The following is a 19,323-nucleotide window of genomic DNA, read 5'->3' on the forward strand; positions in this document are numbered from 1 at the left end:
CCGGGGAAGGCGTCACGTGATCCGCCGGGCCCGCCTCACGCGAGTTCGGCCAGGTCGCGCACGGTGGCGGTGCCGGCCCGGACGACCCAGATGCCGCCGCCCTTGTCCTCCGAGCGGTTTTTGAGGTCGTCGACGTCCACCGTCGCGGGCCACCGCGTTCCGCTCTCCGACCAGCGCACGCCACCCAGGTCGACGCCGACCAGCTCGGCCGCGCGCAGATCGGACGTCGTGAAGTCGTCCAGGAAGGCACGCACTGCGGTGCTGTCGAGCGAAGGCGGCTCTGTATTCAGCGCGACGCCGATGGCCTTCTTCAGCTCTTCGGCTCGGAGCTCGACCAGGAGAGGAACCAGGGCACGGCCTCGACCGAGTGCGACTGAGAGCTCCCGAGCCAGCGCCATGTCCCTTTCCTGGCCCGTGGGGAGCTTGACGTAGTCGATGGCCCGGTCGAGAGCGGCGACAAGGTCGTTGGTGAGCTTGAGGGCACGCGCCAGGCGTCGCCCGGACCCGCTCGAGTGGGCATCTCCGCTGTCGATGTCGCGACCGAGGTCATGGCTGAAGAAGAGCGTGAGGTCGAGAACGTACTGGAGGGCGGAGACGAGTTCGTAACGCGTGGCAGGAACGTGCTCGGAGAGCAGTTCGCGAACGCGAGCGAGATCGGCGTCGAGCTTGTGCGTGCGGAAGTAGGTGTGGTTGAGGGCTTCGTAGGCCGTCGCCACGCGGGGATCGGCCCGCAGGGTCAGACGCGTCACCGGGTCGACCGGCCACGATGCGGGCGCGGCCGGGACGACGCTCTCCGGCCTGGTGGGCGGAGGGGGCGGCGCCGCAACGGGCACGATCGCCGCCAGCCCGCCCTCCACGTCCAGCACGGCGCCGAGCGCGTCCACCGCCGTCTCGTGCCGATACTGGAGCAGCACCTCGCGCAGCCCGGCCTCGACGTCGAGCACGCCGTCGAGAACGGCGGCCAGCTCGCGCTGATGCCGGTCGAACCACTGGTCGACGGGTTCGGGCCGGTGAGCGGTCATCGCTGCCCCTCCTTTGCCGCGAGGTAGGCGACAGCGGCCCGCCGCGCCTTGGCAAGGTTGCCGCGCACCGTCTCGGCCGGCAGCCCGAGGAGGTCGGCGATGTCGCCCGGCGTGTAGCCGGCCAGTGTCCAGGCCAGGACCTGCCGCTGCCGGGGCGGCAGGCTCGCCAGCATCGGACGGGCGTCGTACCGGGCCTCCCATTCCGCGATGGCGTCGGGGCGGGCCAGCAGCGACGTGGGTTCGGGGACCGAGTCGACCAGGCCCTCGTCGACGGACACGAACGTACGGATCAGCGCCCGCGAGGCGACCGTGTGCGCCCACGCGCGCGGGTCGCGGAGCTCTGACCAGCGCTGGTACGCCTTCGTCATCGTGTCCTGCGCGATGTCCGCCGCGACGGCCGGCGACGCGCCCTGATTGATCAGGAAGCCCACGAGCGGACGGACGGTGCGGCGGTAGAAGGCGGAAAACTCCTCGTCCACTTCACGCCGCGCCCGACGGCTTTCCTCCAGAGAGCCGCTCCACGCGGCGGGGACGACCGCCGGTTGATCGGTACCGTCCGACGAGGCCTGATCGTTCAAGCGCCTTCACCCCTCCCCTGCGACGGGGGGCGGATGATCGTCACCCGCAGCCGGTACCCGCACCCGTGCCCGTCGCCGCGCTGCTCGTCGACCTCCACCCGTCCCCCGGCGGCCACCGCGTCGGCGATGCCGAGAAGTTGGTGGCGCCAGCGCAGCCGTAACCACAGTCCCGCGACAGCGCATACCTTCGCAATGGTGAGCGTGACGATGGTGGTAACTGCTGTGGCAGTGTCCATGGTTGGGGACCTCCTCCTCAGCGACTCGGCCTCGGCGAAGGCCCGTCACGAGTAGGAGCCCGAGCTGGGCTTGATCGTGAACCCGGTCCTCAGATCGGTCCTTCCGGCTCGTCCAGCCACGCCCGCTGCCCGCCCCCGTCGACCGTCAGCCCCAGACGCCCGAACCCGGGCCGACCACGCTCGGTCCACCACTCGTACGCTGCCTCGACCTCGTCCCACAGACTGCGGGGGCCGGACTGATGGACGGTCAACTCCGTTCTCTCGTCGCGATGGACGACGCACGCCCAGGACCGGTCCGACAGGCTGTAGAGCCAGACGGGCCGCCTGCCCTCGCGCGGCCGGTCGGCGAGGTACGTACAGTCGGGGACGCGCAGGCCGAGCACGAAGCGGTTCACGTCGTACGTGCCAGCGAAAACCTCCCGGTGGGTGCGGGATGTCGTTGAGATCCGCGCTGCCTCCCGGCTCTCCTCGGTGACGTACGTGTCGTACGAGGCGTGTGCGAGCCGTTGGGAGCGCAAGCGCATGAACGTCACGGGCCGGGTGAACGTCCCCTGGGCGCTCAGCCCGTCCTCGGCGACCACGAGCCGGGCCGTGGCCTCGGTGGAGGAGAAGTGGGTGCCCCAGGGGACGAGGACGACGCCGCCCGGCCGCGTCTGCTCCACCCACGCGAACGGTAACGTCCGCACGCCGCACGTGACGACCATCCGGTCGTACGGCGCCCCCGGCCCGTACCCGGCGAAGCCGTCTCCGTGCACGACCTCGGCCACCAGCCCCAGCCGGGCGAGGCGGCCGCGCGCCGCCTTCACGGCGCCCTCGTCCACGTCCACGGAGACCACAGACCCGGCGCCCAGCCGGTGGGCGAGGAGCCCGGCGTTCCAGCCGGTCCCGGTACCGATCTCAAGCACCCGCTGTCCCGGGCGTACGTCGAGGTCGGCGAGCATGGCGGACACGAGCGACGGCATGGACGACGAGATCGTCGCCACCCGCCCCCGTTCGCGTCCTTCGTGCCGCCCGTCGTCCCACTGTGTGACCAGGGGGGTATTCGCGCCGGCCGCCGCCCACCATCCGTCCGGGTCGGCCCGGCGGTCGATCGCTGACACGTCGCCGGTGGCGAGGTCGTGTCGCCAGATGAGGTCCGGCAGGAACGCCGACCTCGGCACGGCGTCGAAGACGGGCTTCCATTCGACGCCGAGTTCGCCGCTGGTCGTCTTCAGCTCGGCGGTCACTTGCGGTGCTGCCCGTTACCTTCGGGCGACGATCCGTCGGTCGTCGGTTCGTCCGTCGGCTGCCATGGCTGGCCGGGGAGCATGTCTTCGTCGTCGCCGTTGTCGTCCTTGCCGTGGTTACCCATGTCACGCCCTCCATTGGTCGATGGCCGGTCACAGGCTGGAACCGTATCGACACGGGTGCGGCCGACACAGGGGTTGCCACCAAGCAGGTCGGCCCACGTGCGAATAACCGAGAATCGCGCCGGACAGACCAAGGTGATCGGTTCCACCCTGATCAGGTCCGTCCAACGAGAGGGGAAGAACGATGGCTCGACGGCTTCGCTTCATCGGCACCAACTCCGGCAACGACGGCTGCCCGACGTTGTACGAGGACGCGGATACGGGAGAGGTGATCGTCCAAGGAGACGCGGTGACCGACCCAGCCGACGTCGCACAACTGCGCAACGTCAAGGAGGGAGAAGCGTTCGTGGCAGTCCCTCGCGTGTTGCTGGCGGACTTCGCTCCGAGGGATGCGGAGAGGGAACCCGTTCTGATCAACTTCGATGATTTCGAAGCCATGTTCGGCAACTTCAAGCACACCGCCTGGCGTCTGGAATCCCGCAGCCGTTACCGATCGGATGAGGGAACGGAGACCTACCAGCGCTTCATCTGCGGCGAGGACACGGACTGGGACCTGGACGACCCCTGGTGCGTCTCCCGGCGCGAGCAGAAGGCACAGGGCAAGCGGTTCGAACGCGTCCGGATCGTTGACAACCCGCCGACCCCCGGTCAGCGGTACCTTCTCGACAACGCACGCCGCAACAGTGCCGTCGGCGAGGACATCCGGAACCTCTGGCGGCACGAAGCGGAGCGGCTGAATCTACCGGAAGACGACTTCTGGCTCTTCGACTCCCGCGTGATCGCCCGGCTTCACTTCGATGGCGACGACGCCATTACGGGCGTCGAGCTGATCACCGACCCCGTGGAAGTCGCACGCGCCTGCCAGGTCCGTGACGCGGCTTGGCACTACGCGATTCCCTACGCCGCTTTTGAGGCTCAGGTACCGTCCGACGAGTGAGCACGGACTTCCAGCAGGCCAGGGTCGCCCTCGGTGCGCGACTGCGCGAGCTGCGCACCGAGCGGGGGCTTACTGGAAGAGAACTGGCGAACCGCCTTGGCTGGACCCAATCCAAGGTCAGCAAACTGGAAACGGGCCGGCAGACGGCAACAGCAGACGACCTCCAAGCATGGGCACAGGTCACCGGGCAGCCAGAGGCGGCGGAGGAGCTGAAATCCCGCCTCCGGAGCTTGGAATTACGTTCCCGGTCCTGGAGGAGACAACTGGCTGCCGGGCACAAGCCCGTGCAGGACGCCCTCACAGCGGAGTACGAGCGATCCGCCGTGTTCCACGCCTGGGAGGGATCGATGGTCGTCGGCATGCTCCAGACCCCGGAGTACGCCCGGCACGTGTTCTCCCGCTACGTGGATCTCCACCAGTCCGTCCGGGACGTCGAACAAGCCGTTCGCGCGCGGGTGAAACGTCAGGAGATGCTCCACACGCCCGGCAGGACCTTCCACATCCTCATGTGGGAGGCGGTATTGCGAACCCTTATCTGCCCGCCCGCCGTTCTGGCTGCCCAACTCGACCGGCTGAACAGTTCGGTCGGGCTCGACACGGTTTCCTTGGGCATCATCCCGTTCGACGCCACGCTGAAGCTCCCGCCGGCGAACGGGTTCTGGATTTACGACGACCGCCTGGTAATCGCGGAGGACTGGCACGCGGAGCTGTGGCTGGACGACTCCCAGAGCATCAGGCTCTACCTCAAGGTCTGGCAGTCGCTCTCCGACTCCGCCGTCTACGGAAACGACGCCCGCCGCCTTATCTCCCGGGCCCGGCGGTCGCTGAGCATGGAGTAGTCAACTTACCGAAGACCGTCCCGTTCGAAGAGATCTCGCACATGTTCAGGGAGTTCGAGCACACGGCGTGGAGGCTGGAGACCCAGCGCGAGTATGCGGTGGACCGCGACAGTCCGAAGTGGCAACGCTGGCTGAACGGCGAGCGCCTCGGCTACGACCCCCGCCATCCGTGGCACGCGAACGTTCGGGCCCAGGCAGAGGCCGGCAAGCGGTTCGAGCGGGTGCGCATCGTCGACGGCCCGCCGACCGACGGCCAGCGGTTCCTGCTGGCGAGCGGCCTGGGCAACGTCGAGGCGGGTGAGGACATCCGCAACATCCGCCGCGCCGACGCCGAGCGACACGGCCTGCCCGACTTCGACTTCTGGCTGTTCGACTCGCGGCTCCTCGTCCGCTTCCACTTCGACGAGCGGGGCGTGACGCTGGGGGTCGAGGTGACGGAGGAGCCGTCGGCTGTGCTGTGGGGATGCCAGGTCCGGGATCTGGCCTGGCACCACGCTCTACCCACTGCGGAGTTTCAGCACGGGGCGAGTCCCACGGCGTGAGCGTCGCTACCGCTTGGCGACGAAGGAGCCCATGCCGGGCGTGGTGACGATCAGGCCCTCGGTGCGGAGGGCGGCCGTCACCTTGCGCACGGTTCCCCGTGCTACGTCGAACTCCGCTTCCATCTGGACCTCGGAGATCAAGTGGTTCGGCGGGTATTCACCGGTGGCGATCCGCCTGCGGATCTCATCCGCGATCTGGGCCCACTTCGGTCGCGTCGGATCAAACTCCATCACGCGGATGACTGTATTCATCGATATGCAGGCGAACATAGACACTACTGTACTTGTATAGCCATGGACAGGGGGGTCTATGTAAGGTGACCGCAAGCCCATGCAGGACCCCCGCGACCGTCTCCACCGGTCCGGGGGCATGGCCACCAGCCAAACACCAAGGAGCTGATGACATGCGCGACCTTATCTCCCGCCTGCTCCGCCGGAACAGGGCTCGCGGCGCCGTTCGTACGGCGCCCGCGCCCGTGTCCCCCACGCCCGCCCCGGCCGTCCTCTCCCTCCCTCACACCAGCGGTGTCCACCGCCCGTCCCCGCCGCCTCCCCCCTGCACCTGTCCCGGAGCGTTCGTCTACGACACCCACCGCGACCGCGTCGGCCAAGTCACGGGTCACGAAGGCCCCCGCCTCCAGCTTCGACCGCCCGCCGGCGGTTGCGAGTGGGAAGCGGAACCCACGGCCGTACGGCCCGCCAGCGACACCGAGCGGCTCAGTGCCAAGCTCGCCGTGGTGAATTCGCGGGGACGGTGGGGCAAGTGAGCGTGCCGGACGTCGCACTTGGGACCGTTGCCGTGGACACTTTCAGCAGCGCCGTCGGCGTGGTGATCGAGTCCGCGAACGGGTTGGTCCGGATGCAGCACCCCAATGGGTTCAGCTGGCCGGCCTACGCCGACAATCTCCGGGCGCCCGAACCGGCGGAGCGCCAGCAGTTCGAGGCCGCGGAGCGGACCTGGTCGCCGATCGTCGTACCAGCATCCGCGCCGCAGACGAAGGGAACATAGAACGCCATGAGAGTGTCGAGCCGCACCCGGAACCGCGACTGCGAGCACGACTGGGTCCAGTGGAGCGGCGCGACACGCTGTCGCAAGTGCGGGGCGACTCAGCAATAGCCGTCGAGACGTCAAAGGGGTGCCATGACGTCGCGCAGCGAATGGCATGACCTGCCCCGCCCCGTACGGGCGGCCGTCGAGGAGCGCACCGGGCCGATCGCGACGGCCCGGGCGGTCCCCGGCGGGCTCAACTGCGCCATGGCCGCCGCGCTGACGGCAGCCGACGGCACGGCAACGTTCGTCAAGGGCACTCCCCTGACGAACACCGCCGCCCGCACAGGCCAGCGTTGGGAAGCCGCCGTCAATCCCTACACCCGCGACCTCGGGCCCCGCCTCCTGTGGCGCGTCGTGACAGCGGGCTGGGACCTGCTCGGGTTCGAGTACGTCGGCGGCGCCCGGCACGCCGATCTGTCGGCCAAGAGCGCCGATCTCGACCTGGTCGCCGAGGCCCTCCGGACCGCCTACCACCTCCCGCCGCCGCCCCCTCACCTCCGCGTGCCGTCGTTCGCCGGCCGCTGGGCCGGATTCCTGGAGACCGGCGAACTGCCGCTCCTCCACGGCCGTACGCTCCTCCACACCGACACCCACCCCCACAACCTCCTCGTCACCGCCGACCGCGCGCACCTCGTCGACTGGGCGATGCCCGCCCTCGGCCCGGCCTGGGTGGACGTCGCCAACACCGCCGTACGGCTCATGGAGGCCGACTGCCCGCCCGAGACCGCGCTCACCTGGGCCGCCGACGCCGGGTTCACGGCGTGCTGGAAAACGGCCGGCGCGCCCGCCCTCCGCGCCTTCGTCGCCGCCAACTGCCGGGCCTGGACCTCCCGCGTCGGGCCCGTCGACGCCCGGCCCAGCAATGACCGGTTCGCCGCGCTGCTCGGTCTGCTCCCCTGAACAACCTGGCACGTGAACAGCCTGGCACGGATGCACGAAAGGCGACCAAAGTTACGTAGGGCTACCATCCATTCACCTGGGGTAGCGATGCCGCATGAGATTCCACATCCGACGGCGCGCCGCGTCGCGGTTCCTCGCCGGCCTTGCCCTCTGCGGATCGTTCCTGGTCGGCGCGTTGCCGAGCGCCGCACCCGCAGCAGCGAGCGACAGCAATCAGGTGCGCGAGCGGGCCGACTTCCTCATGTCGAGGAACTACCGCGAGTTCCCCGCCTACGCACGCCGGCACGAAAAGCCCTTCGACTGGGGCACCGACGGCTGTTCGCCCCCCACCCCTCGCTCGTGGGCGACGGTCTTCCATGACGCCTGCGTCATCCACGACTTCGGCTACCACAACTACGGCGGAAAGGGCCTGCGCCTGGACCCCACCGAAGTCCGGCGCAAGACCATCGACGACCGCTTCCTTGAGGAGATGCTCCGGATCTGCCACGACCGGCCGGACGCTCTCGCGAACTGCCCCGGCACAGCGCGGATGATGCACCAGGCCGTCCGGGAGTACGGCGGCCCGGCGTTCTACAGCGAGTAGACGGCGTCCTCCGGCCGCAGTTCCTTCTCCCACAGCGTGAACGACTTCGGCGCCCCGCCCGGCTGCGGCTTGCCCTCCTTGCGGCCCACGACCCGGTAACCCGCCTCCCTGTAGTACGCGTTCAGCCGCTCGTTCCCCTCCAGGCAGTCCAGCCGCACACACGTCCGTCCCGCCTCGGCCACCCGACGCTCCGCCGCCCTCAGCAGCCGCCGCCCCGCCCCGGGGACCACCGCGCCCCGGTCGACCATGAGCCGGTGCACGTATCCGGCCACGGGCGGCTGCGGCCCCCAGGCGGCCTCGTCCTCCCACCACAGCTCCCAGGCGCCGGCAGTGCGCCCGTCACCCGACTCCGCGAGCCACACCTCGCCCTCCGCGATGACCCGGCGGAAGTGGTCCTCGTCCAGCTCCCCCGGACGCCACTGCCCGGTGATGCCACGGGTCAGCATCCAGCGCGCCGCGTCATCGCGAAGGCGGACGAGTTCGGCCAGATCGGCCTCGGTGGCGGCCCGGCGGACGCGTAGATCACTCACCCGGGGATCGTCGCACACCCGTCCACAACAAAACCGAGCAAGGTAACGGTACGGGCCCGACGTTGCCGATTCCGCCCACGTCACCTTTCGGCCAGAGCTATACCGGTGGCGTGACAGTGCCGAGGGATGTGGATGAAACGCGCGGTGAACTGCGCGACGTTCTCGACCGGTCCGAGGCCTGGCTGCGCGACGCGGCCCGCCTCCCCGAGGTTCCGGCGGAGTGGCCGGAGGAGTTACGAGCGGAGGCCGCGACCGTCAGAAGGTTGCGGACGCGCGCCGCCTCGACCCTGATCAACGTGGCGCTCCTCGGGGCCTTCTCGTCCGGCAAGAGCTTCCTGCTGAGCGGTTTGCAGGGCGGGCTGGAGCTGGTCGAGGTGCAGACGCCCGACGGGCTGACGGCGGACAAGTTCGTGGGGCTGCTGCCGTCCTCGCCCGTGCCGACCACCGCCTGTCCCGCGACCGTCGTACCGGTCGACGGGCGTCAGTCCGCGGTCGACGCGTCCGGGACCGGCTATCTGCGGGTGCGCTTCACGGACTCGGCCGACGGCGAGTGGCAGGACGTCGGGAACTCCCCGGCGCCTTCCGTGGTCGCGGCGTACGCCATGCAGGACGCGGACGTCACCAACCGGCTCAGGGAGCACCGGGGCCGGGAGGTGGCCGAGGTCGAGGTGCTCCTGGCGGACGCCAGGCTGCCGGCGAAGTTCTACGACCTGCCCGGCTATGGCTCGCCGAACCCCGTCCACGATCTGATCGTGCGGGCCGCGATGGCCGACGCGGACTGCTTCATGTACGTCTCGCACGCCAGCCGGACGCTCTCCGAACGCGACCTGGACCTCATCCGCTTCCTCTACGAGCACTATCTGCTCTCCGGCAAACGGGTCGTGTGGGTGGTCACCGCGATCGACTCCGCCTCGAACCTCGACCTGAACGACGTCGTCGAGTGGAAGGCCACCATCGCCCGCAACAACAGCTACCTCAAGGAGAACTTCACCCTCCCCGACGGCCAGCCGGACCTGGGCTTCATCGGCGAGGGGTTCATCCCCGTCTCCCCGGCCCTGGAGGCGCGCGCGGCGAAGCTGGAGGCCGAGGAGGCCGAGTCGCCCGCGCGGCGGTATCGCGCGGAGAGCCGGATGGACACCCTGCGCCAGGCGATCGAGGACCTGATCAGAACGGGGACCGGTACCCGGCACATCGCCGCCGTGGCGGCCGAGGCACGGGTCCTGCTCGTGCCCCGGCTGCGGGTGATCGAGGACCGGCTGCGGGCCGAGCGGCTGGAGATCGACGGGCTGAAGGAGCTCCTGGACGGTCATCAGCGGCGGCTGGAGCTGCTGGACCGGGTGCTGCCGGAGCTGCGCGATCAGCTCGAACGGAAGCTCCAGGCCCGGGTGGGGCGCGCCGTCCGCCCGTTCGGCCGCCTGGCCTCCCACCTCCACGGCGCGCTGGACTCCACCATCCGGCGGACCGACGTGAGCAAGGGGGCCAAGGCACACCAGGTCGAGATGTCGAAGGCCCAGGCGCTCCGGACGTGGATGGAGGCCCCGGCCGGCCCGGCGACGCTGTGGACGGAGCAGTTCGGGGCGTTCAAGCAGGACGTGGCGCAGGCCGTCGAGCACGCCTTCGGCGACAAGGACCTCACGGGGCGGCTTCCCGACTCCGTCTTCGACGTGAACGACCTGTCCCTGCCCCGGCGGGCACAACGCGCCGCCACCGCGCAGGACACCGTCCAGCGCGCGGCGGCGCTGGTCGGCCTCGTGGCGCCCATCGCCGCGGGCGGGACCTACTTCTACGGTCTGGCGGCGGCCGGCACCGTCTTCCCTCCCGCCGGAGTCGTCGCGGGTGTGGCCGGGATGGTCTTCATGGGGATCGAGTACCGCAAGAGGAAGCTCAATTCGCTCCAGGTCCTCCAGGAGGAGTGGATCGGCGCCATCGACACCGAGGTCCAGGCGGTCAAGGAGCAGTTCGCGCTGTCCGCGGCCGTCCAGGGCACGGATGTCATCGATCACCTGAGCGACAACCTGGCGCAGTACCGGGAGCAGTTGGAGAGCACGCGCGACTTCGTACGGCAGCGCATCGCCAACCCCGAGAACCAGGTCCGGCAAGGCCTGATCGATCAGCTCGAACCCGTCGACGAGGAGGGCCGGGCCCTTGTGGGGGCCCTGCGGAAGCTGGAGAAGCCCTGACACGTATCCGGCCCGCCGATCGAGTGACACTCTTGCCCGCACCCACCCCCAGGGCGTTGGCTTAGGCGCCATGGAGTACACGCAGCTCGGACGTACGGGACTGAGGGTCGGCCGGATCGTGCTGGGGACGATGAACTTCGGGCCCCACACCGACGAGGCCGACAGCCACTCGATCATGGACGCGGCGCTCGACGCCGGCGTCAACTTCTTCGACACTGCCAATGTCTACGGCTGGGGCGAGAACAAGGGCCGCACCGAGGAGATCATCGGCAGCTGGTTCGCCCGGGGCAACGGGCGGCGCGACAAGGTCGTCATCGCCACCAAGGTGTTCGGCGGGATGAACGCCGACGGGGAGCCGTGGCCCAACGAGGACCGGCTCTCCGCGCTCAACATCCGCCGCGCCGTCGACGCCAGCCTCCGGCGGCTGCGGACGGACCACATCGACCTCTACCAGTTCCACCACGTCGACCGGCGCACGCCCTGGGACGAGATCTGGCAGGCCATGGACGTCCTCGTCCAGCAGGGCAAGATCCTCTACGTGGGCTCGTCCAACCACGCCGGCTGGCACATCGCCCAGGCCAACGAGACCGCCCGCCGCCGTGGCTCGCTGGGCCTGGTCAGCGAGCAGTGCCTCTACAACCTCGCCGAGCGCCGCGCCGAGATGGAGGTCGTCCCGGCGGCGCGGGCGTACGGGCTCGGGGTGATCCCCTGGTCGCCGCTGCACGGCGGGCTGCTCGGCGGCGTCCTCCGCAAGGAACGGGAGGGCGGCGGCGCCCGTTCCGCGTCGGGCCGTTCGGCGGACGCGCTCGCGAACAGCAGCATCCGCAACCAGATCCAGGCGTACGAGGACGTGGTCGACAAGCACGGCCTGGCACCCGGCGAGGTGGCGCTGGCGTGGCTGCTGACCCGCCCCGGGGTCACCGGGCCGATCGTGGGGCCGCGTACGGCGGAGCAGCTGGAGTCCGCGCTGCGGGCGGTGGAGCTGAAGCTTCCGGAGGAGCTGCTCACTTCGCTGGACGAGATCTTCCCCGGGCCCGGGCCTTCGCCGGAGGCTTTCGCTTGGTGAGCGCGAGGTTCCGTTCCTGAGGGCTCAGCCCATCATCCTGAGCATCGCCTTCCCGCCCGTCTTGAGGAAGCGGACCACCAGCACCGCCGCCAGCGTCAGGAAGACGATGTTCAGGTACGTCGTGTAGTTCCAGCTGACCCCCTCCATCGGCACCTTCGCCGCCGCCTGGTCCGGGATCAGTCCCAGTCCGCCGAAGACGGACTCGACCACGTATCCCGCGATCACCATCGCGACGTAGAAGGTGCCGAGGAGGAACAGCGTGACCCGGCCGCCGTAGTACTTCCGGTAGATGGCGAGGATCGGCAGGATCAGCAGGTCGGCGAAGACGAACGACACCACGCCCCCGAAGCTGATGCCGCCCTTCCACAGCACCACCGCCAGCGGCACGTTCCCGATCGAACAGACGAACGACACCATCGCCACCAGCGGCCCCACCAGCGGTCCCCACAGCTTCACGGCCAGCGGATGGCCCTCGAAGAAGAACGCGCGCCAGAAGGAGTCCGGCACCCACGCGGCGATCGCCCCCGCGATGAACAGGCCCAGTACGAGATCGCGCAGGATCGCCGCCCACTCCATGACGAAGACGTGGGACGTCGCGGTGAACCCCTCGCGCGACAGCAGCCGCCGGACGAACGAGCCCTCGCCGCCCACGGACATGTCCATCGCCGCGTGCCCCTCCATCGCGCCCGCCACACCCCGCTCGGCCTGCTCCCTCGCCCGGCGCAGCAGCGGCTCTTTCAGCAGCAGCCGGAAGAGCACCGCCAGCACCGCGATCATCACGGGCCCGCCCAGGAACTCCGCCGCCGTGAACTGCCACCCCATGAGCAGGGCCAGGATCACCCCCAGCTCCACGACCAGATTGGTGGAGGCGATCTCGAAGGCCATCGCGGCCGTGAAGTCCGCGCCTTTCACGAACAGCGAGCGCGCCAGCGCCACGGCGGCGTACGAGCAGGAGGACGAGGCCACCCCCAGGCCGGCGGCGACGGCGAGCGTACGGGGCCGGTCGTCGCCCAGCAGGGAGACGACCGCTTCCTTGTGGACCACGGCCTGGACGACGGCGGAGAGCGCGAACCCCAGGATCAGCGCCCAGGTGATCTCCCAGGTCATGGACCCGGTGACGGCCAGGGCGCGCAGGACGGCGTGGATCACGCCCTCAGCATGGCCGAGCGGAACCGGTATCCGGCGCGGAAAACGCGGGGCCGTTCGAGGGCCCGTTCAGGCCCGTTCAACTGAAGCGATCCCCCCGGAACACGTCCCCCGGCTGGCTATCGTGAGCCCCATGGTGAACGGTATAGCGGCTCCGCGACGGCACCGGGCCCTCGGTACGGCCTCGGTCTCGGCGATCACGGCGATCGCGACGGTCGTGCTGGCGGGTTGTTCGGGCTCCTCCTCCGACGAGGGGAAGGAGGTCCGGTTCGGGGAGACGGCGAGCGTCACCGGCTACAAGGACGCCAAGGTCGACGTGACCGTCGAACGCCTGGAGCAGGGCGGCAGCACCGACCTGAGCGTCCTCAAGGACGCGTCGAAGTACGCCGGCAGGACGCCCTACTACCTCCGCTACAAGCTCACCAAGACGGAGGCCGGGCAGTCGGGCGGCGCCTCCACGTACTTCTCGGTGACCGACGGGAACAAGAAGCGGCTGACCAAGCTGACGATCCTCGGCGCCCTGGACACCACCGACGATCCGAATAATCCGCTGAAGTACCGGGGCTTCGAGAAGTGCGAGTCCTTGAACACGTCCGCCTACGAGAAGGCCGCGCCGGGACAGAGCGTGACGGGCTGCGCCGTCTATGTGGCGGACGCGGGTGCCGAGGCGCCGACCAGCGTCACCTGGGAGCAGGGGAGCAAGACGCTCGCCACCTGGAAGTGAGGGCGGCTACTTCACCGCCGACACTACGGCGACGACGACGAGCAGTACGGCGAGAGCACCGGTCATGATCCGGTTCCTGGTCTTCGGGTCCACCCCACGAGCGTAACCGCCATCCGGCGCGGTCACTCAGGGACCCGGCTTCCGGGACCGCGCGGCCGGCGGCCCCGCGGCTAGCTGCCGAGCTCCCACACCGCGACCGTCTCGTAGCGGGGCCGCTCGCCCGGGACGCCCCCGCCGGGGAGCCGGCTGCGGACGAGCTCCAGGCGCTCGGCCCGCCACTCCCGGCCCCGGAAGTCCACCAGCGCCGCGACGTAGGGGCGGAGGTTCACCCGGCCGCCGCCGGAGCGGGCGAGGGTGAGGTGGGGGTGGAAGGAGTGGCTCCCGTCCACGACGACGCCCGCCCGGCGGGCCCCGGCCATCACGGAACGGGCGAGCCCGCGCAGGGCCTCCACCTCGCCCTCGGCCCCCACCCACAGCACCCGGTCCCCGAACCGGCCCCCGCCCGCCAGCCGCAGCGCGTGCGCCGGATGCCGGTGCGCTGCGCGCCCCAGCCGCTCGGTGAGCTCCGGGAGCAGCGCCTCGTCGACCTCGCCGAGGAAGGCGAGCGTGAAGTGCCAGCCGGACCGCTCGGCCCACCGCAACCGCTCCCCGCCCGGCAGGGCACGCAAGTCGTGGACGGCCGAGGCGAGTTCGGCGAGGGCCGGCTCCGGGGGGTTCACCGCGACGAACAGGCGCATACGGCCAGTGTCCCGCAGCCCCGGCTCTTCACGGGGCTCCGCCCCGGACGTGTCCTCAAGCGCACAGCAGCCCGTCCGGCGCTTGAGGACGACGCGCGTCGGCGCGGTCCGGCCGTCAGACAGCCGCCGGCACCCGCGCCGGCTCAGCCACCGGCTGTCGCGGCACGAACGCCACCACCGGGTGCCCCCGACGGAAGCCGACCCGTACCCGCAGGCCACCCGCACGCACGAGCACCAGTCCGATCGCCGCCGCCGCCAGCGTCGAGACGACGCCACCGGCCAGGAAGCCCACCCGGGGCCCGTAGACGTCCGTGACCCAGCCGACGAGCGGCGCGCCCAGGGGCGTACCGCCCATGAAGACCATCATGAACAGGCTCATCACCCGGCCCCGCATCGCGGGGTCGGAGGCCAGCTGGATACCGGAGTTGGCGGTGACGTTGATGGTCAGGCCGCACATGCCGATCGGTACGAGCAACAGGGCGAAGACCCAGAAGGAGGGCGCCAGCGCGGCGGTGATCTCCAGCAGGCCGAAGGCCAGGGCCGCGCCGACCAGCATGCGCATCCGCGAGGTGCCTCGGCGCGCGGCGAGCAGGGCGCCCACCAGGGAGCCCGCCGCCATCAGCGTGTTGAGCAGCCCGTACGTACTGGCGTCGGCGTGGAAGACGTCGTTGACGAACGCCGTGAGCCAGATGGGGAAGTTGAAGCCGAAGGTGCCGATGAAGCCGACCAGGACGATCGGCCAGATGAGCTCCGGGCGTTCGGCGACATGCCGCAGCCCCTCCTTGAGCTGGCCCTTGCCGCGCGGGGCGCGGTCGGCCTTGTGGAGCTCGGAGGCGCGCATCAGCAGCAGCGCGGCGATGGGCGCGGCGAAGGACAGCCCGTTGAGGAGGAACGCCCAGCCGGAGCCCACGGCGCTGATCAGCACACCGGCGACGGCGGGACCGACGAGCCGGGCGGACTGGAAGTTCGCCGAGTTGAGGCTGACGGCGTTGCGCAGGTCGGCGGGGCCGACCATCTCGACGACGAACGCCTGGCGGGCGGGGTTGTCGACGACCGTGACGAGGCCGAGCGCGAGCGCGGTGAGGTAGACGTGCCAGACCTGGACGTGCCCGGTGAGGGTGAGGACGGCGAGCGCGAGGCCGGTGACGGCCATCGCGGCCTGGGTGGCCAGCAGCAGCTGCCGCTTGGGGTAGCGGTCGGCGATGACGCCTCCGTAGAGGCCGAGCAGCAGCATGGGCAGGAACTGCAATGCCGTGGTGATGCCGACGGCGGCTGAGGAGCCGGTGATGCCGAGGACCAGCCAGTCCTGGGCTATTCGCTGCATCCAGGTACCGGTGTTGGAGACCACCTGGCCGGCGGCGAAGAGCCGGTAGTTACGGACCCGCAGTGAACTGAAGGTGCCCCCCTTGGAACCGGTCTCCGGGCCACGGCCCGGGTGCGGCAGAGAGGTGGTGCGTGCGTCGTGGTGGCGGTTCGGTGCGGGTGCGGAGTCTGCTCCGGGTCCCGTACTCAAAGTGGGTTCGCCTCCTTCACCGTGCGCTTACAGATGCGCGAGTTTCTCCAGGACGGGCGCGGCGGCGCGCAGCGTCTCCCACTCGTCCTCGTTCAGTTGCCCGGCCAGTTCGGCCAGCCAGGCGTTCCGCTTCCGTCGGCTCTCCTCGAGCATGGCCTCGGCCTGCTCGGTCTGGCGGACCACCTTCTGGCGGCGGTCCTCGGGGTGCGGCTCCAGCCGGACCAGGCCCTTGCTCTCCAGCAGCGCCACGATGCGTGTCATCGACGGCGGCTGTACGTGTTCCTTGCGGGCGAGCTCCCCGGGCGTGGCGGAGCCACAGCGGGCGAGCGTGCCCAGCACCGACATCTCGGCAGGGCTGAGCGACTCGTCGACCCGCTGGTGCTTGAGCCTGCGGCCCAGCCGCATCACCGCGGAGCGCAGGGCGTTCACGGCGGCTTCGTCGTCTGGGGTTTCGCGCGGGGTGTGGTGCTGTGCGCTGGACAGGTCCGGCATGTTTATTAGATTAACTCATTACCTGAACTAAATAAAGTGGGCACTGGGGCGTACGGGAGCACACAGGGTGCATCTGGGTACACCCCGGCCCGGCAGCCAGACCCAATGGCAGGGGCCTCGTGAGCCGGGATCGTCGTCACCATGCGAATGACACGTCCGATGACGCGCCCGATGACACGTGCCGAGATCAAGGCGGCATGGGTGTTCCTCACCGTCGCCTTCCTGGCCGCCGGCGCGCTGGGCGCGGCCCAGCCCGCGACCCGGATCCCCACCGAGGTCGTCCAGCTGACCCAGTTCGGGCCCGCGCTGGGGGTGGGGCTGGTCGCCCTGGTGTGGCCGGGGGTCGTACGGGCGCTGTTCAGCGGCCGGGGCGCCGGCCGCCGGGGCCCGGCGCTGGCCGCCACCGCCGTGCTGATCATCGCGGCGAGCGCGGCCGCGTACGGAGCCCTCAGCGGCGACGCGCGGTTCACCCGCCCGAGCGCACTGGAGCACCCCTTCGCGCTGATCGTCGTCGCGCAGTTCATCGGCGCGTGCGGTGAGGAGATCGGCTGGCGCTGCTTCCTCCAGCCACTGCTGGGCAACCGGTTCGGTCCGTTCGTCTCGTCCGTCGTCGTGGGCGCGGTGTGGGGCGTGTGGCATGTGCAGGTCTTCGCGCAGGACCCGGTGTACGCGGGGGCGTTCCTGCTGGGGGCCGTGTCCATGTCGGTCGTCCTGGGGTGGGCCCTGGAGGGCACGGGGGCGGCGGTCCGGCTGCCGCTCGCGGGCGGCTTCCACGCGCTGATCAACCTCGGCATGCTGCTGTTCATGGACGAGGAGTCGGGCGCGGTGCCGCCGATGGTCCTGTTCGGGGCGTCGTGCCTGGTCGCGGCGGCGGTCTGGACGGTGGCGCGGGCCCGGAAGGCGACCGTTAGGATCCACCCGATCCTGGACCATGCCCGATAGACCACGCCCGCGCGGCCCACGCCCGCGCATCCCGCTCCCCCGCCTCGTCGCCCTCGGCCGGTGCCAGCTGGCGAGCCTCCACGCCATCGCCGTGTCGGCCGTCGGCTCGCTGGTGGTGGCCGCGCTCCTGCTGCTGCCCGTCGGCGCCGGCTTCCGGGTGCTGCCATGGGCCGCGCGGGCCCTGCGCGCGCTGTCGGACCGGTCCCGCGCCCGGGCCGCCCGCTGGGCGGGCGTACGGATCGCCCCACCGGACCCCCTCCCCCTCCATCGCCGTAGTGCGCGTGCGGTCCTCGCCGACGAAGGGTTCTGGCGCGACCTGGCGTGGGCCTGGCTGGAGCCGCTGGTCGGCGGCCTGCTGGTGGCCGTGCCCCTCGCCCTCGTCGAGTACGGGGCGTTCGGCGCGCTCGTCCAGCCGTTCATCCGGCGGCTGATCGACGACGGCAACTGGTACGCGTTCGTCCCCGTGCGCAGCACGGCGACGATGCTGGTCGCAGCGGCGCTGGGCGTGGCGTTCATGGCCGGGGGCGTCCTCGCGGCGCCGGCCGTGCTGCGGCTGCACGCCCGGTGGAGCCGGGTGCTGCTGGCGGCGCCCCGCAGCACCGAGCTCGTCCGGCGGATCGAGCGGCTCACCGACACCCGGGCCGAGGCCCTCGACGCCCAGGCGGCCGAACTGCGGCGCATCGAACGGGACCTCCACGACGGCGCGCAGGCCCGGCTCGTCGCCCTGGGCATGACGCTGGACAGCGCCGTCCGGCGGCTGGAGAGCGACCCGGAGGGCGCCCGCGCGCTGTTGCTGGACGTCCGCCGGACGTCGCATCAGGCATTGCAGGACCTGCGCGATCTGGTCCACGGCATCCATCCCCCGGTCCTCGCCGACCGGGGGCTCGGCGACGCCGTGCGGTCGCTGGCGCTCGACAGCTTCCTCGATGTGCGCGTGGACGCGGACGGGCTGGTGGGCAGGCTGCCGGCGCCTGTGGAGTCGGCGGCCTATTTCGCGGTCGGCGAGGCGCTGGCCAACGCGGCGAAGCACTCCGGCGCCGACGAGGTCCGTATCGTCCTCGCGCACGACGGCGCGACGCTGACGATCACCGTCACCGACGAGGGGCGGGGCGGCGCCGAGGTCTCCGGGGGCACCGGACTGCTGGGGGTCCGGCGCCGGTTGGGTACGTTCGACGGGACCCTCGCCCTGCACAGCCCGCGGGGCGGGCCGACCACCGTGACGATGGAGATTCCGTGCGCGTTGTCCTCGCCGAAGACCTCTTCCTGCTGAGGGACGGACTGATACGCACGCTGGAAGAGCACGGCTGCGAGGTCGTCGCCGTGGACAACGGCCCGGCCCTGCTGCGCGCGCTGCTCGACGAGGCGGCGCCGCCGGATGTGGCGGTGGTGGACGTACGGCTGCCGCCGACCTTCACCGACGAGGGGCTGCGGGCGGCGCTGGAGGCGCGCCGGGCGCGGCCGGGCCTGCCGGTGCTCGTTCTCTCACAGTACGTCGAGCAGCTCTACGCCCACGAACTGCTGGCCGGGGGCGAGGGAGCGGTCGGCTATCTGCTCAAGGACCGGGTGACGGACACGGCGCAGTTCGTGGACGCGGTGCGGAGGGTGGCCGGCGGGGGCACGGTGATGGACCCTCAGGTCATCGCGCGGCTGCTGTCGCGCGGCGAGGCCCGGGGCTCGGTCGGCGATCTGACGCCGCGCGAGCGCGATGTGCTGGAGCTGATGGCGGAGGGCCGGTCGAACGCCGCGGTCGCGAGCGGGCTGCACATCAGCGAGAGCGCGGTGGCCAAGCACACCGCGAGCATCTTCGCCAAGCTGCGGATCGATCCGTCGCCGGACGACAACCGCAGGGTGCTGGCCGTGCTGGCGTATCTGCGACGGTAGGAAGCGGTAGGAAGCGGTAGGAAAACGTGTGGGGGACGGGCCGGGCCCGTCCCCCACATCAGTACTTCTTCGGTA

24 protein-coding genes are annotated in these 19,323 nt (G+C 70.7%); 13 read left to right on the top strand and 11 right to left on the bottom strand.

What is annotated here, in order from left to right; translation table 11 throughout:
- Positions 1-35: 35 nt before the first annotated feature.
- The 5 genes from RM609_RS16920 to RM609_RS16940 all read right to left on the bottom strand — a co-directional run bounded on the left by RM609_RS16920 (position 36) and on the right by RM609_RS16940 (position 3,334).
- A complete protein-coding gene (locus tag RM609_RS16920) occupies positions 36-1,022 on the bottom strand; it encodes a hypothetical protein (protein WP_311611732.1) in 987 nt (328 codons plus the stop codon).
- The gene (locus RM609_RS16925) at positions 1,019-1,600 is read right to left on the bottom strand and encodes an RNA polymerase sigma factor (RefSeq protein WP_311611734.1); all 582 of its coding nucleotides are present in this window, start codon (positions 1,598-1,600) and stop codon (positions 1,019-1,021) included. The genes RM609_RS16920 and RM609_RS16925 overlap by 4 nt, the downstream gene beginning before the upstream one ends.
- Complete coding sequence (locus RM609_RS16930; RefSeq protein WP_311611736.1) at positions 1,597-1,836, bottom strand: hypothetical protein; 240 nt, start codon at positions 1,834-1,836, stop codon at positions 1,597-1,599. Before RM609_RS16930 ends, RM609_RS16925 begins: the two co-directional genes overlap by 4 nt.
- Positions 1,837-1,925: 89 nt before the next feature.
- A complete protein-coding gene (locus RM609_RS16935) occupies positions 1,926-3,062 on the bottom strand; it encodes a methyltransferase domain-containing protein (protein ID WP_311611738.1) in 1,137 nt (378 codons plus the stop codon).
- Positions 3,059-3,334 carry a hypothetical protein gene (locus tag RM609_RS16940; protein ID WP_311611739.1) on the bottom strand — a complete coding sequence of 92 codons (276 nt, stop codon included), beginning with the start codon at positions 3,332-3,334 and terminating at the stop codon, positions 3,059-3,061. The genes RM609_RS16935 and RM609_RS16940 overlap by 4 nt, the downstream gene beginning before the upstream one ends.
- Before the next feature lie 35 nt (positions 3,335-3,369).
- On the opposite strand from RM609_RS16940, the gene RM609_RS16945 reads away from it, so the two are divergent.
- Genes RM609_RS16945 through RM609_RS16955 form a run of 3 tightly spaced genes read left to right on the top strand, consistent with a single transcriptional unit; the run spans position 3,370 to position 5,503 of the window.
- On the top strand, positions 3,370-4,122 hold the full coding sequence (locus tag RM609_RS16945) for a DUF6879 family protein (RefSeq protein WP_311611740.1): 753 nt from the start codon (positions 3,370-3,372) through the stop codon (positions 4,120-4,122).
- Positions 4,119-4,961, top strand: a complete 843-nt coding sequence (locus RM609_RS16950; protein ID WP_311611741.1) for a helix-turn-helix domain-containing protein — start codon at positions 4,119-4,121, stop codon at positions 4,959-4,961. The genes RM609_RS16945 and RM609_RS16950 overlap by 4 nt, the downstream gene beginning before the upstream one ends.
- Positions 4,962-4,993: 32 nt before the next feature.
- Complete coding sequence (locus RM609_RS16955) at positions 4,994-5,503, top strand: DUF6879 family protein (RefSeq protein WP_369016244.1); 510 nt, start codon at positions 4,994-4,996, stop codon at positions 5,501-5,503.
- Between the two features lie 6 nt (positions 5,504-5,509).
- Here the strand turns inward: RM609_RS16955 and RM609_RS16960 are convergent, their stop codons facing one another.
- Positions 5,510-5,734, bottom strand: a complete 225-nt coding sequence (locus tag RM609_RS16960) for a GntR family transcriptional regulator (RefSeq protein ID WP_311611828.1) — start codon at positions 5,732-5,734, stop codon at positions 5,510-5,512.
- Positions 5,735-5,907: 173 nt separating this feature from the next.
- Here RM609_RS16960 and RM609_RS16965 point away from each other — a divergent pair, with 173 nt between their 5' ends.
- The 4 genes from RM609_RS16965 to RM609_RS16980 all read left to right on the top strand — a co-directional run bounded on the left by RM609_RS16965 (position 5,908) and on the right by RM609_RS16980 (position 8,037).
- A complete protein-coding gene (locus RM609_RS16965) occupies positions 5,908-6,270 on the top strand; it encodes a hypothetical protein (protein WP_311611745.1) in 363 nt (120 codons plus the stop codon).
- Positions 6,267-6,512: a hypothetical protein gene (locus RM609_RS16970; protein WP_311611746.1), complete on the top strand. Its 246-nt coding sequence runs from the start codon at positions 6,267-6,269 to the stop codon at positions 6,510-6,512. Before RM609_RS16965 ends, RM609_RS16970 begins: the two co-directional genes overlap by 4 nt.
- Before the next feature lie 132 nt (positions 6,513-6,644).
- Positions 6,645-7,454, top strand: a complete 810-nt coding sequence (locus tag RM609_RS16975; RefSeq protein WP_311611747.1) for a phosphotransferase — start codon at positions 6,645-6,647, stop codon at positions 7,452-7,454.
- A gap of 94 nt (positions 7,455-7,548) precedes the next feature.
- Positions 7,549-8,037, top strand: coding sequence for a phospholipase A2 (locus tag RM609_RS16980; protein ID WP_311611749.1), 489 nt, complete (start codon positions 7,549-7,551; stop codon positions 8,035-8,037).
- Here the strand turns inward: RM609_RS16980 and RM609_RS16985 are convergent.
- Positions 8,025-8,567 carry a GNAT family N-acetyltransferase gene (locus tag RM609_RS16985; protein ID WP_311611750.1) on the bottom strand — a complete coding sequence of 181 codons (543 nt, stop codon included), beginning with the start codon at positions 8,565-8,567 and terminating at the stop codon, positions 8,025-8,027. The two genes, RM609_RS16980 and RM609_RS16985, sit on opposite strands and share 13 nt — an antisense overlap.
- Before the next feature lie 128 nt (positions 8,568-8,695).
- On the opposite strand from RM609_RS16985, the gene RM609_RS16990 reads away from it, so the two are divergent.
- Both RM609_RS16990 and RM609_RS16995 read left to right on the top strand, forming a co-directional pair.
- The gene (locus RM609_RS16990; RefSeq protein WP_311611752.1) at positions 8,696-10,747 is read left to right on the top strand and encodes a dynamin family protein; all 2,052 of its coding nucleotides are present in this window, start codon (positions 8,696-8,698) and stop codon (positions 10,745-10,747) included.
- Between the two features lie 70 nt (positions 10,748-10,817).
- The gene (locus tag RM609_RS16995) at positions 10,818-11,813 is read left to right on the top strand and encodes an aldo/keto reductase (protein WP_311611754.1); all 996 of its coding nucleotides are present in this window, start codon (positions 10,818-10,820) and stop codon (positions 11,811-11,813) included.
- A gap of 24 nt (positions 11,814-11,837) precedes the next feature.
- Here the strand turns inward: RM609_RS16995 and RM609_RS17000 are convergent, their stop codons facing one another.
- Positions 11,838-12,959: a permease gene (locus tag RM609_RS17000; protein ID WP_311611829.1), complete on the bottom strand. Its 1,122-nt coding sequence runs from the start codon at positions 12,957-12,959 to the stop codon at positions 11,838-11,840.
- Between the two features lie 133 nt (positions 12,960-13,092).
- Between RM609_RS17000 and RM609_RS17005 the strand changes: the two genes are divergently transcribed.
- Positions 13,093-13,683: a hypothetical protein gene (locus RM609_RS17005; RefSeq protein ID WP_311611755.1), complete on the top strand. Its 591-nt coding sequence runs from the start codon at positions 13,093-13,095 to the stop codon at positions 13,681-13,683.
- Between the two features lie 170 nt (positions 13,684-13,853).
- On the opposite strand, the gene thpR is transcribed toward RM609_RS17005, so the two are convergent.
- The 3 genes from thpR to RM609_RS17020 form a co-directional block, all read right to left on the bottom strand.
- Positions 13,854-14,420 carry an RNA 2',3'-cyclic phosphodiesterase gene (gene thpR, locus RM609_RS17010; protein WP_311611757.1) on the bottom strand — a complete coding sequence of 189 codons (567 nt, stop codon included), beginning with the start codon at positions 14,418-14,420 and terminating at the stop codon, positions 13,854-13,856.
- Positions 14,421-14,535: 115 nt separating this feature from the next.
- Positions 14,536-15,933, bottom strand: a complete 1,398-nt coding sequence (locus RM609_RS17015; RefSeq protein WP_311611759.1) for an MFS transporter — start codon at positions 15,931-15,933, stop codon at positions 14,536-14,538.
- 27 nt (positions 15,934-15,960) lie between these two features.
- On the bottom strand, positions 15,961-16,425 hold the full coding sequence (locus RM609_RS17020; protein ID WP_311611761.1) for a MarR family winged helix-turn-helix transcriptional regulator: 465 nt from the start codon (positions 16,423-16,425) through the stop codon (positions 15,961-15,963).
- A 171-nt stretch (positions 16,426-16,596) separates the two neighbouring features.
- Between RM609_RS17020 and RM609_RS17025 the strand changes: the two genes are divergently transcribed.
- From RM609_RS17025 to RM609_RS17035, 3 genes are read left to right on the top strand one after another with little or no spacing between them, the layout of a single operon-like run.
- Positions 16,597-17,367 carry a CPBP family intramembrane glutamic endopeptidase gene (locus tag RM609_RS17025; protein WP_311611763.1) on the top strand — a complete coding sequence of 257 codons (771 nt, stop codon included), beginning with the start codon at positions 16,597-16,599 and terminating at the stop codon, positions 17,365-17,367.
- Entirely contained in the window at positions 17,357-18,637 is a 1,281-nt protein-coding gene (locus RM609_RS17030; protein ID WP_311611764.1) for a sensor histidine kinase, read from the top strand. The genes RM609_RS17025 and RM609_RS17030 overlap by 11 nt, the downstream gene beginning before the upstream one ends.
- The gene (locus tag RM609_RS17035) at positions 18,601-19,248 is read left to right on the top strand and encodes a response regulator transcription factor (protein ID WP_311611765.1); all 648 of its coding nucleotides are present in this window, start codon (positions 18,601-18,603) and stop codon (positions 19,246-19,248) included. The genes RM609_RS17030 and RM609_RS17035 overlap by 37 nt, the downstream gene beginning before the upstream one ends.
- Positions 19,249-19,323: the final 75 nt, after the last annotated feature.

This window comes from Streptomyces hesseae, assembly GCF_031845785.1.
GTDB lineage: Bacteria > Actinomycetota > Actinomycetes > Streptomycetales > Streptomycetaceae > Streptomyces > Streptomyces hesseae.